Source organism: Bacillus sp. EB V-12, from assembly GCF_056158125.1.
Genome location: NZ_JBUXJL010000007.1, coordinates 140,889 through 153,753, shown reverse-complemented (window position 1 = coordinate 153,753; position 12,865 = coordinate 140,889). Strand labels below are relative to the sequence as shown.

Genomic DNA, 12,865 nt, shown 5'->3' with positions numbered 1-12,865 from the left:
TTTTTGAGCCTGTTTAAACAATAAGAAAGAAGGTGTTTTACTCCTTAGTTACAATATCTTTTTAGTAAAGATAAGCTTAAGTAACCTCCGCTAAAGATTATATACTTAAATGATAAAGAGTTCAACAATGGTTCACATATTTTCCCAAAAATAAAAACGGCTGTTTTATGTGGAATAAATCTACAAAACAGCCGTTTTTGGTATTAGATTTCTGTTAAGATTATTGGCTCGCCGCGTGTTACGACAACAGTATGTTCACATTGTGCAACAAGACTTTTATCAGGTGTAACGAATGTCCAACCGTCGTCACCACGTTCAATAATATGATCAGCTTTCATAGAGATGAACGGTTCTACAGCGATAACAAGACCGTCTTTTAGAAGCGCATTATCCATTGGATCATAGTAACTTAAAATGTGATTTGGTGCTTCATGTAAGCTAAGACCAATGCCGTGACCAGTTAAGTTTTGAATAACATTGTATCCACTTTTATGTGCGAAGTTTGAAACAGCACGACCAATTTGATTTTGTTTTGAGCCAGCTCTAACCTTTTTCATTGCTGCCCAAAATGCATCAACTGCTGCTTGGCAAAGTTTTTCTTTTGCCTCGTCTTCTCCAAGAACAAATGAAATGCCTGTATCTGCATAATAGCCATCAAGTGCAGCAGATACATCGACGTTTACTAAGTCGCCTTCTTTTAATACACGATCTCCTGGAATACCATGAGCAACTTCCTCATTTACACTAATGCAAGTTACACCTGGGAAATCATATTCTTTTTCAGGTGCAGAAATAGCACCGTGCTCATCTAATACTTTTTTACCGATCAAATCAAGCTCTTTCGTTGTCATACCTGGCTTCGCTTGTTTTTTCATTTCTTCACGTGCAAGCGCAACGATGCGGCCGATTTTTCGTAAGCCTTCTAAATCTTGTTCATTACGAATAATCATGAAAACCACTGTCCTTCCTCGAATATATATCTTATCCGATTGTATCATGTTTATTTTCGTCCTGCTACTCGCTTGCGGTATGCGGGTTGATTCCTCTCATAAAGAATACATGACAATTGTCATATCGATGTCATGACGCATCATACTGTTTCCTAAGTTTTCCAAGTAATACAATGTAAATATAAGAAACAGCGGGGGTGGAGAGATGGAAAAGATTATTGAAGTAAATGGTGTTTCTAAAACATTTAAACATAAAAACGCAGTAAATAATGTTTCATTTCATGTAAATAAAGGGGAAATAGTAGCGTTACTTGGTCCGAATGGTGCGGGGAAAACAACGACGATGTCGATGATGCTTGGATTAAAGGACCCAACAGAAGGTAAGGTCTTTATATTTGGAAAGAGTCCAAAGCATAGAGATGTTCGTAATAGCCTCGGTGCGATGCTGCAAGAAGTAAGTGTCATTGATAGTATTACGGTGGAAGAGGCAATTGAGTTATTCCGTAGTTATTATACGAATCCTATAGCGAAAGAAACGTTACTGCAGTTATCAAATTTAGAATCAGAGCGAAAGCAAAGATGTGAGAAGTTATCAGGTGGGCAAAAAAGAAGGTTAAACTTTGCGCTTGCACTTGCGGGAAATCCAGATTTGTTATTTTTAGATGAGCCGACAGTCGGAATGGATATTACGTCTCGAAGAACGTTTTGGGAAACGATTCGAAAGTTAGCAAGTGAAGGGAAAACGATTATTTTAACGACGCATTATTTAGAAGAAGCAGATGCTTTAGCAAATCGTATCTTATTATTTGCGAACGGAAAGATTATCGCAGATGGTACACCAGACGAAATGAAAGCAACAATTTCGAGAAAAACAATCACATTTTACTCAAAGGAAAGCATTCCTACAAAATTACTAAAGGAATTACCAAATGTAACAGAAGTAAAGTCAAACGAAGGACGCTTCATTTTAACAACGGAGGATACGGATGCAACTTTAAAAGCCATTTATCAAAGGAGTTTACCTGTAACAGATGTTTCAGTTGAACGTGGAAGTCTTGATGAGGCATTTGAACAATTCGTTGCAAATCAGAAGGAGGAAATCGCATGAGAGCGTTATGGATGCAGTGCAAAATAGAAATTTTACGTACATTCCGCAATAAATTATTTATCTTTTTCTCATTATTAATGCCTGTTATGTTTTACTACATTTTCACAAATGTTGTTCAAGTACCACAAAACGGAGATGCGTGGAAAGCACATTATTTAATTTCGATGGCAACTTTCAGTATTGTAGGGACTGCACTCTTTAGTTTCGGTGTGAGACTTTCTCAGGAAAGAGGGCAAGGATGGACACATCTTCTAAAAATTACACCGCTTCCAGAGGGAGCATATTTAACAGCAAAAATTATCGCTCAAACAGTAGTAAATGCTTTTTCAATATTAGTTATCTTTATTGCAGGGATACTAATTAATCATGTTGAGTTAACGGTAGGGCAATGGATAGGTGCGGGGTTATGGTTATTGTTAGGGGTAACACCATTTTTAGCGTTAGGAACAGTAATAGGTTCCATTAAGAAGGCGGACGCAGCTGCTGGCTTAGCAAATATTTTAAATATGAGTTTAGCTATAGTTGGCGGGTTGTGGATGCCGATTGAAGTATTCCCAAAAATATTAAGAACGATTGGTGAATGGACACCGACATACCATTTCGGAAGTGGTGCGTGGGATATTGTAGCTGGAAAATCAATTGGATGGGAAAATATCGCGGTATTAGGAGGTTATTTCCTTATATTTGTTGTAGTATCAATATATATAAGAAAAAGACAGGAAGCGGTATAAATGATAGAGAAGAAGAGGATTGAGATTTTTCCGAAACATATGGGATTTTTTCCGTACATGTGGTTTGTTTATCTATTATTTCCAATTTATCACTTAGCACAAGCATCAGGATGGAAGCTTGTGCTAGGAAGCAGTATGTTGATACTTTTTATTATCACATACCGTCAGCTATATTTTGTTCAGAAGACGTTTATTTTATGGGCATGCATTCAAATGATACTCATCTTTTTATTTGCTTTATTTTATAATCCTTTTATGATATTTTTTGGCTTTTTCACAGCAAGTGCGATGGGATTTGCGCCAAATAAGAAAGTATTTCGAGTGCTGTTATGCTCGTTAGTTATAATGCTTGGAGCATTTTTATTTGTAAATATGAATCAACTAACAACTACAAGTTTAGTAAATATCGTTCCGATGTTTATCTTAATGCTTCTTACGCCATTTGGTATGCGTAATTTTAATCAGAAAAAGATGTTAAGAAATCAATTAGATGAGGCGAACGAGCAAATTAAAGATTTAGTAAAACGTGAAGAACGGCAGCGAATTGCAAGAGATCTTCATGACACATTAGGGCATACCTTATCTCTTATTACTTTAAAAAGCCAGCTCGTTGAGAAGTTAATTGTGAAAAATCCAGAGCGTGCAAGTGCGGAAGCGAAGGAAATTACACAAACTTCTCGTACCGCCTTAAAACAGCTTAGAGAATTAATTTCTGATATGCGTATGATTACGGTAGAAGAAGAGCTAGAGCAAATAAAAGCGATCTTACAAGCAGCTAATATTGAATTAGAAGTGAGGCAAGAAGCAAGATCGAGCTCGTTATCACCAATTGAACAAAATATTGTCGGGATGTGTTTACGTGAGGCCGTTACAAATGTTGTAAAACATAGTAAGGCAACGCGGTGCGCAGTTTCTGTATTAGAATCACAAGGTGAACTGATTTTGAAAGTAGAAGATAACGGAATCGGTTTAACAGATCAAAATCATGATGGAAATGGTATTCGCGGTATGAAAGAACGAATTGCTCTTATTGATGGATTTGTTGAACTAGGTACAATCAATCCAGGGACGTTATTAACGGTAAAAGTTCCAGTTGTTATTAGAACAGGAAAAGATGAGGTGAGGGCATGATTCGAATTATTATTGCAGAAGACCAGCGGATGCTTCGTGGTGCATTAGGGGCCCTGCTTGATCTAGAAGATGATATCGAAGTAATTGGGCAAGCTGCGAACGGGGAAGAGGCGTTAAAATTAATTGAATCGTTAAAGCCAGATGTAAGTATTATGGATATTGAAATGCCGATTCAAAGTGGATTGGATGTCGCTGAGACTTTAAAGAAAGAAAAATCATCATGCAAAGTAATGATTTTAACAACATTTGCACGGCCGGGATATTTTGAAAGAGCAATGAAAGCTGGTGTGCACGGCTATTTATTAAAGGATAGCCCAAGTGAAGATTTAGCGGCAGCAATTCGTAATGTAATGAAGGGGAAACGAGAGGTCTCCCAAGATTTAATGTTTGGCTTATGGCAGGAGCAAAATCCGTTGTCAGATCGCGAAAAGGAAGTACTGTTGCTTGCGAAAGAAGGAAAGACGGCAAACGAAATTGCGAAGGCACTTTATCTTTCGCCGGGTACAGTACGTAATTATATTTCTGAAGTATTAGCGAAGCTTGATGCGAAAAATAGAATTGAGGCAATTACAATTGCGGAAGAAAAGGGTTGGATATAAAAAGAAGGTTATCTATGAGAGGTAACCTTCTTTTTATAATTATTGTACTTCTATTACTTGATTTACTTTTTGTAACGGTTTGTAACCGTGTGCTTCAAATGCCTTTGCAAATTCATTTGATACGGCAGTGCCATATAAATCTTTTGAAGCTTGTACGATATGAGATTGAAGTGATTCAAAGTCTTCAGCGGAAGTTGCATAATTTTGCAATGCACGCATAACAACTTTACTTACTTTTTCATTTCCTTGTTTTTGAACAGCAATACCGTTATATGTTTTACCTTCAGCTAATTGATATAATACGTGACTGATAATACCAGAATTCACGTGTGATTCTTGATTATTACCATCGTTATAGAAATCTTGTAAATTTGTATATAGTTTATGACCGCCGTCACCAATTTCCCTTGGGATATCACGAATTGTTAGGCCACCTAATGTATCGCCCATAATCCAGTTTCCTTTATCTTTCTTTACGTAATATTCGATTTGTGTACCCCAGAAATCCGCTAATCCCTCGTTTAGTGCAGATGTTTCAGCGCTTGGATATCTCACAACTTTATTTTTCGTCGTGCCACTGAATACAGCATGTCCAAATTCATGAGCTGTTACATCAAGAGCGGATGTTAGTTTTCCGTCTAAACCATCACCAAATACCATTTGGTTCCAAGCGGGATGCCAAAATGCATTTACATAGTCTTCTTTTACACCATCACTAACTTCAGTAGAATCAAAACCGTGTACACTAGCAACAACTTTTGAATCTTTATTGTCGTAACTTTTTAGATTATGTTCTTTCTTAAAGTAATCGTAAATATCACTCATGTTCTTCATAGCGCCCGCGGCTTCTTTATCTGCAAAATTAGGAGTACTACTTGAAATTAGTGTCCCTGGATAACCAGCTTGACTATATCCTCCAAGGGAATCGGCGTAGTTTGCATTATAAATATAAATACCATTTCCGCGTGATAAATCCGCTAAATAAAATTTTCCATCAGTTCCTTTGGCAATATTGAAAGAGATGTTTTCTTGAAGTGCATTTTTTCCAGTTCCTTGCTCACTTGCAGGGGATAATCTAGGTGATGTTACTTGATTTATAGTCTTATTCTCTTTGTTTTTAATGAATTTTTCTTGAAAAAGTACTTCGCCAGTTTTTAAATCAACGATAGCATTGCCGTTTATAATTTGTTCATTGTTTTCATAAGTAAATGTAATAACAGTTGCGAATGTATAATAGCCATCTTTTTTCTTATAAACAACGGTTTCGCTAGAGAATTCAGTCTCAACTGCATCGCTTGGAATTTGAACTATATCGCGTAATTTAGATTTTACTTCATTTTTCGACAAAAAATTTGTTATAGTAAGATTAGGTTGTTGATTTAAATTTTGAATAACTTTACCACTAACAGTTGTGATCACTCCATTTTTATCTACTTTTACAATGAGATCTTGGCCATATACTTTATAGTTTTTATATGTTTGTGCAAGGCGAACTTCGGTTTGATTTTCTTTGGTTTCTTTATTGGTAGGTTGGAAATCTACATTTTTTTCAGTAGTGACTTGTTCTTGTTGAGCTTTCGCCCCATTTACCTCACCTTTTAAATACTTTTTAGCAATATTTTCTTTCGTATCATTTTGAGGTTGTGTTAATTTCCCGATTGTTAAACCAGGCTGAGCAATTTCAACTTTGACTGCACTTTTGTCTAATTCTTGAGCATGAATAGCTTCTGTTGATAAAGGGCAAAGAAGACCGAATGTAACGAAAGCACTAGCAAGTTTTCTATAATTCATCTATAACACTCCTAATCTATTATTGTATGTGAGATGAATTGTATGAAAAATTTGCCGAATTTTATATATATTATGCATTATTTCATATCAAAAATTGTCGAATTCACATTATTGTAGTGGTATGACAACTTAACAAATTAGATTGTTATAATGGGATGGTGAGTAAGTATGCACGCAGAGAAATTAGGAAGTGAAATTAAGAAAATTAGAGTGTTGAGAGGATTAACACAAAAACAGTTATCCGAGAACATATGTCATCAATCGGAAGTGAGCAGAATTGAATCGGGTGCGGTATACCCAAGTATGGATATATTGCAAGGTATTGCAGCAAAGTTACAAGTTCCCATTATTCATTTTTATGAGGTACTCATTTATTCCGATATTGAGAGGAAAAAGCAGTTAAAAGATCAAATCATTATGCTTTGTAAGCAAAAGAAATATAAAGAAATTTATAATAAAGTATGGAATGAGTTGAAAAAGGAAGAATATCATCCTGAGTTTCAGCAATTTCTTCAATGGCAATATCATGTAGCAGCGTATGTATTGAAGAAAAGTGATTATGAATATTGTATTTTAGAATTGAAAAAATTGTTAAATCAACAATTAACTGGGATTGATGTGTACCAAAATCTTTATATAGAGAATGCAATTGCAAATATTTATGCTGAAAATGGTTACTTTAAGAAGGGCATGGAGTTATTTGAAGGTATATTAAAGCAATTAGAGGCATTACCTGAAAATAAAGAGTTTGATGTGAAGGTAAGACATAATTATGCGAAAACATTATACTTAGATAATCAATATGAAGAGGCTCTTTATCAAATAAATAAAGCTATTGAAATATCGTGTCGAATTAATAGTATGGCATTGATTGGGCAGCTATACTATCAAAAAGGTGAATGTTTAGAAAAGCTAGGCTACGATGAGGTAGAGAGTGAAGAAGCTTATGAAAAAGCTTATTTCTTTTTTGATATACTAGAAATGCATACGTATAAAGAAAAGTTTATGAAAAAAATGACGAAATAAAATAACGCAAAAACTAAATATGCATAATTGCATAATGTATGGATAAATTTTCATGATATATTAAAAGAAAAAATGTGGGTGATGGAATATGAAGAAACTACTTATCGGTAGTCTATTAACGTTAGCAATGACATGGGGTATTTCATTAGCGGATACAGCTTTAGAGAAAAGCCAAGTAATTTCTCATGATGATCAAGAGGTACAATTAGCTTCAGATATGCCTTTTGAGTTTTAAAAAAAAACAACCGTCTTACTTAGACGGTTGTTTTTTTATGTAGTAACATCCAAACGTCTTTACTAGAAACAGGTTTGCTAATAAAGAATCCTTGAATGTGATCACAATTTTGTTTATGTAAAAATTCCCATTCTTCTTCCGTTTCTACACCTTCTGCAATCACTTTTAAATTTAGTTGCTTTGATAGTGTAATAATGGAAGAGACAATTGCTTCTTCTAAAGGACTAGTTGTAATTCCACAAATAAACTCTCGAGCGATTTTTAATGTGTTGATTGGATATTTTGTTAAATAAGCTAAAGAACTATAACCAGTTCCAAAGTCGTCGATTGAAATTTGAATACCGAGATTTTGAAGTTGTTCGAGTTTTGCAACTACAGATTGATTTTGATTAATTGCGATGCTTTCCGTAATTTCGATATCTAGTGCTTCTGGTTTCAGTTCTGTTTCTTCCAATACCTTTGAAATAGTTGGGATTAAATCTGCATGGTTAAATTGAACAACAGATAGATTTACACCAACTTTTAAGTGAGAGAAACCTTGATTATGCCATCTTTTTGCCTCTAAACAAGCAGTACGTAAAATCCAATTGCCAAGTTCAATAATAAAACCAGTTTCCTCTGCTAGAGGGATAAATTGGGCAGGAGATACGATACCGAGTTTTGGATGCTTCCAACGTATTAATGCTTCAAAACCGATAATTTGTTTTGTTTTTGTGCTTACTTGTGGCTGGTATTCAAGGAAAAATTCATTTTGTTGTAATGCTTTTGAAAGTTCACCTTCTAAGAATTGAATTTCATTTTGAGCGATACTCATTTCTTTTGAGAAGAAAACAAATCTGTTTTTTCCATTTGCTTTCGCACGATACATAGCCATATCAGCATTTTTCATTAACTCATTTACATCAGTTCCATAATCAGGGTACATCGCAATTCCGATACTTGGTGTAATAGAGAGTTCTTCGCCTTGAATGAAGAATGGTTTGTTTAAAATAGTTAAAATCTGTTCAGCTATAAAAATTGCACTTTTTTCTGAGTACATTTCTGGCAATAGAATTGTAAACTCATCTCCACCTTGGCGAGCGACGATATCTTTTGAACGCAAGCAACCGCGTAATCTTTTTGCTACTTCAATTAATAATAAATCTCCAACGTCATGGCCAAGTCTATCGTTAATTTTTTTAAATCGATCTAAATCAAGGAATATGACGGCGACATCATTTGCGTTAGTTTGGGCTGTATTTAAAATGGCTTTTAAATCTTTTTCGAACTTTCGACGATTTGGTAATCCAGTAAGTGCATCGTGAAAGGCTAAATGTTCTACTTGTTTTTGTTTTTCATATAAGGTGGTAATATCACGTGCTATCCCAAACATTCCGACCACTTCTTTGTTTATAAAAGTAGGGATAAGTGTAATATGGAGATAATAATAATAGCCTTCTTGTTCTTTTGTACGAACTTCTAACGTTTGTGGCCTACCTTCCTTTGTAATTTGTAAAGCCTTCTTTAGTAGTTCGTGGTCTTTTGAATCAATGAAGTGTACCAGAGAATAGCTTGCCACTTCGCAATAATAGGCAGTAAATAAGCTTTCGCACGCCTTATTAGATTGTTGAAAAATGCCATTCATATTTAAAGAGAAAACGGCATCGGGATGGTCCTCGAATAAAGATTTATAACGTTGTTCACTTTTTGATAATGCAAATGCACCTTCTTCAACTTCGTCCTCTAGTTGTGTAGTCAACTGTTCATATGTATGAATTAGTGCTTGATTATCTTTCCACATGTAAAGTTGCCGCAAGAATAACAAAATAAGTGATAATACGAGACCGATTAACATGAATTTATCATCCCAAGGTTGAATGATAATAAAAGAAAAAGTAATAATTATACTAAAATAAGGTAGTATAAAACGTACATAATCGAATCGATAATATTTTGTTTTCGTTTCATGCTGCATTGGTTTATCTAAAATATATAGTATGGAAGAAAGTCCAATTAATAAAATAGAAGCAGTGTGTATTAAATAATTAATTTCAGCAGAAGTTTTCATCCCAAAATTCAATTGAAACAGATGAATATAACCGTATACGAGTATAATAGTGAAACCGATAATTAATGCAATTCTACTAGAAGAATATTGTTCTCTTCTATATAGGCTAATAACGGCGTAAATTACTAATGATTGTGCAATGAAATACCCAATTAAAATCCAAGTATCCTTTGTTAACATGCGGAAGCTTGAAAGGTCTAAGATAAAAGTTAAGGTGAAATAAATGTTCATAATAATAATAAAGATGCTATCGAATGAAAATTGAGAAAGCCCCTTAATAGAATAATTTTTTATAAACTTTATAGCAAATCCAACAAAGAGCAAAATATATTGTATGATAAAAAAAGGTAATGCTTTATATGAAAATACAGATTGATTATGTATAGAAAGTGAACTAAGAAATAGGGTTATCTCCATAACTAATCCACATAGGCAAGTGCATAGTAATAAAATCCAAAATAGTTTATCACTGCGTTTCATTCTCTTAATAGCTTTATATAAACAGTGACAAGAAAAAAGTGCAGCGAAACAGAATAAGAAAAGAATTCCAATCTCCTTTATATGCGACTCATTTGGAATAAAGAGTATCCAAAGAGCAAATATAGATATGTATATTATGACAAATTGTACATATTTTTTTTGATTAATCATATTATGACTCCGTTTCAATAAAGTTGAATCTCGAGGGAATGCTAATTTAAATAATAGCATATAAAATAGGATGTTTTTTACTATAAAAATTACTTTTTTGAAAAAATGGTGCAAAGTTACAATTTACCACTGTAACATTGCACCACTTATTCTTTTAATTCCTCTTATAGCAGAAAGTTCATCTATTAATTGGAATAATGCTAAGTCTTTTTGTTTACTTTCAATCATAATATCGAAATTATGATTGTGTTTTTTTGCAATGTGTAAGAAAGGCTTAATAAACTCTAAATCGATATATTCAGCATGAGCCCTAAATTCTTTTTCCGATCTCGGGGAGGAAATGTGAACTTTAGGAGAGATATTTGTATGTGACCAAGTTTCAAAAATTGCAGGAAGCAACTCTTCTAGTGGTTCCTCGCAAAGATTGGCCATATGATGATGATAATCAAATACAAATGGAATATTTTCTTTTTGGCAAATTGATAAAGTTTCAGCGGTTGTATAGGTTTTGTCATCATTTTCAAGAGTCATTTGTTTTTTTATATGTGTAGGAAGTTTTTTTATGTTTTCATGGAAGCGCTCAATTGCCTTTTCTTTATTTCCATAGGCTCCACCTACATGAATATTAATGTAAGAAGAATCTGCAATGCCTATAGCATCCAATATTTTATAATGATAAGTCATATCCGTAATAGCGTTAGTAGTAATATGTGGCTTGTCGCTTGTAAATAGCGTAAATTGATTTGGATGAAAACTTATTCGTAAATTGTGTTCTTTAATTAAAGCCCCTATTTTACGCCAAAGTGGTGTGAATACCCCAATATAGTCAAACTCGACTTCGGGATGTGTTGCAAGTGGGACGATGGAAGACGATAGGCGATATAGTGGGATTTCATGCGCTATATTGTAATGAAGGATACGTATTGTGTGCTCTAAATTTTGCCTTATAACATGGTACAGTTTGTCTTCTCGCTCTTGCTTGCTGAGTTTCTTAAAGCTTGTAAACGTCATTGTTTTGGCAGGAGAACAGTCCCAGAGTGCCATTGCATGTGAGACATATCCAAACCGTATAAGCATATGAGATACACCTCTTTTATTCATTGTCTTTCCTATAAAAAGAAAGCAAACATTGTTCCAATCCATTCCTTTCCTCTATCGATAAGAGAAGGCGGGTTTACATCGCTATAGGAAAGTACAGATGCATTCTCTAGATCTTCATGGAATTTCTTTTTTACTGTTTGAATGAAATGTTTATTATATAACAGGCAGTTTATTTCATGGTTAATATATAAACTTCTCATATCAAAGTTTGCTGTTCCGATATCGCAAATATCATCGTCTACTATAATAATTTTGGCGTGAAAAAAACCTTGTTGAAATGCATAAATATTGCAACCAGCCTGTATTAATTTTCGGCAGTACGGAAATTTGGCTTCTCGAACAAGAGGGTGATCAGCTTTTTCTGGAACAAGAATTGTGATTTGAACCCCTCTTTCTCTTGCTTTTAATAAGGCATTCATAATTTTTTTTCCAGGAATGAAATATGGTGTACCGATACAGATTTCTTTTTTTGCCGCGTTAATTAAATGTAAAAAAGTATGCTGTAAATAAGCCCCATCAGTCGGAATAAATTGATGCAGGATGGTACCTGGGTTTTGTTTTGGAAAATAAAGAGAAGCATCTAATAAATTTTGTTTCGTATCATCAAACCAGTCATGCAAAAATTGCTTTTGTAAATCTTGAACCCCTTCTCCTGTAAGACGTAAATGGTAGTCTCGCCATAATCCTAAATATTCATTATGCCCTAGATACTCTTCACCGATATTAAATCCCCCGATATAGCCGGTTTTCCCATCAATCACTGTAATTTTCCTATGATTTCGTTGATTGGCAGAAAAGAAAGGCAGAGGAAATTTTACCTTATGACAAAATGAAAAAGATACACCATGTTTTTGCAGGGAGCGAATAGCTTCGTTTGATAAAGAATGGCTGCCAAATCGATCAAGTAAAAGTCGTACTTCAATTCCTTCCTGAGCCTTATCAATCAGCAATTTTAAAAATTCACGACTGATTTTATCGTTTTTTACAATGAAGAATAAAATATGAATGTGATGCTGTGCTTGTTTTATATCAGTAAATAAAGCGTCATACAAATCTTTCCCGTATGTATAAAGGTGAAAATCACTTTGACGTAAAGGGAAAGTGCGAGAGCTTACTCGTTTTAAATGAAGAAGTCTCCCGTATGAAAGGTCAATTGTAATCCAAAGAGCAACGGATATTAACAAAAGAGATAAGTAGAGCATTAGTGAATTCCCTCCTTCGCATTCTTTTCACCTTCAGTGTGTTACAAATGATACGGGTAGCGCGGCTGTTATTATAAATTTCTTTAGAGGATAGATCTTGTACTGGTTAAAGTGTCACTTTATCCCGCTTTAACGGGCAGTAAGCTTCCTATTTCAAAAATTGATGAATAAGCAGAAGCTAGTTTGGAAATCAACTGCCCGTAAAAGCCCGATTGGTTCAACTAATAATCAGCGGGGGATGAACCACCCCTGCTGATTAAAGTTTCACTTTATAGTTTCACCGAAATAAACAG

At 34.4% G+C, this 12,865-nt stretch carries 11 protein-coding genes; 6 read left to right on the top strand and 5 right to left on the bottom strand.

Features of this window, described 5'->3' with window-relative positions; genetic code table 11:
• Positions 1-203: 203 nt before the first annotated feature.
• A complete protein-coding gene (gene map, locus ACZDYH_RS21130) occupies positions 204-998 on the bottom strand; it encodes a type I methionyl aminopeptidase (protein WP_003313889.1) in 795 nt (264 codons plus the stop codon).
• Between the two features lie 157 nt (positions 999-1,155).
• On the opposite strand from map, the gene ACZDYH_RS21125 reads away from it, so the two are divergent.
• The 4 genes from ACZDYH_RS21125 to ACZDYH_RS21110 are packed head-to-tail and all read left to right on the top strand — an operon-like array spanning position 1,156 to position 4,519.
• On the top strand, positions 1,156-2,058 hold the full coding sequence (locus ACZDYH_RS21125; RefSeq protein ID WP_000411129.1) for an ABC transporter ATP-binding protein: 903 nt from the start codon (positions 1,156-1,158) through the stop codon (positions 2,056-2,058).
• Positions 2,055-2,789, top strand: a complete 735-nt coding sequence (locus ACZDYH_RS21120; protein ID WP_001202431.1) for an ABC transporter permease — start codon at positions 2,055-2,057, stop codon at positions 2,787-2,789. The genes ACZDYH_RS21125 and ACZDYH_RS21120 overlap by 4 nt, the downstream gene beginning before the upstream one ends.
• A complete protein-coding gene (locus ACZDYH_RS21115; protein WP_000570615.1) occupies positions 2,790-3,920 on the top strand; it encodes a sensor histidine kinase in 1,131 nt (376 codons plus the stop codon).
• On the top strand, positions 3,917-4,519 hold the full coding sequence (locus tag ACZDYH_RS21110; RefSeq protein WP_000619259.1) for a response regulator transcription factor: 603 nt from the start codon (positions 3,917-3,919) through the stop codon (positions 4,517-4,519). The genes ACZDYH_RS21115 and ACZDYH_RS21110 overlap by 4 nt, the downstream gene beginning before the upstream one ends.
• A 39-nt stretch (positions 4,520-4,558) precedes the next feature.
• Here the strand turns inward: ACZDYH_RS21110 and ACZDYH_RS21105 are convergent, their stop codons facing one another.
• Complete coding sequence (locus tag ACZDYH_RS21105) at positions 4,559-6,310, bottom strand: M4 family metallopeptidase (protein ID WP_016123892.1); 1,752 nt, start codon at positions 6,308-6,310, stop codon at positions 4,559-4,561.
• A gap of 168 nt (positions 6,311-6,478) precedes the next feature.
• Here ACZDYH_RS21105 and ACZDYH_RS21100 point away from each other — a divergent pair, with 168 nt between their 5' ends.
• Together ACZDYH_RS21100 and ACZDYH_RS21095 are read left to right on the top strand one after the other, a co-directional pair.
• Positions 6,479-7,336, top strand: a complete 858-nt coding sequence (locus ACZDYH_RS21100; protein WP_000542908.1) for a helix-turn-helix domain-containing protein — start codon at positions 6,479-6,481, stop codon at positions 7,334-7,336.
• 88 nt (positions 7,337-7,424) lie between these two features.
• Positions 7,425-7,571, top strand: a complete 147-nt coding sequence (locus ACZDYH_RS21095; protein ID WP_000734744.1) for a quorum-sensing peptide PapR — start codon at positions 7,425-7,427, stop codon at positions 7,569-7,571.
• 19 nt (positions 7,572-7,590) lie between these two features.
• Here ACZDYH_RS21095 and ACZDYH_RS21090 read toward each other — a convergent pair whose 3' ends face one another.
• From ACZDYH_RS21090 to cls, 3 genes are all read right to left on the bottom strand, one after another.
• Positions 7,591-10,269, bottom strand: coding sequence for a DUF4084 domain-containing protein (locus tag ACZDYH_RS21090; protein WP_474887112.1), 2,679 nt, complete (start codon positions 10,267-10,269; stop codon positions 7,591-7,593).
• Between the two features lie 123 nt (positions 10,270-10,392).
• On the bottom strand, positions 10,393-11,346 hold the full coding sequence (uvsE, locus tag ACZDYH_RS21085) for a UV DNA damage repair endonuclease UvsE (RefSeq protein ID WP_011110499.1): 954 nt from the start codon (positions 11,344-11,346) through the stop codon (positions 10,393-10,395).
• Between the two features lie 32 nt (positions 11,347-11,378).
• A complete protein-coding gene (gene cls / locus ACZDYH_RS21080; RefSeq protein WP_000966423.1) occupies positions 11,379-12,572 on the bottom strand; it encodes a cardiolipin synthase in 1,194 nt (397 codons plus the stop codon).
• Positions 12,573-12,865 lie beyond the last annotated feature (293 nt).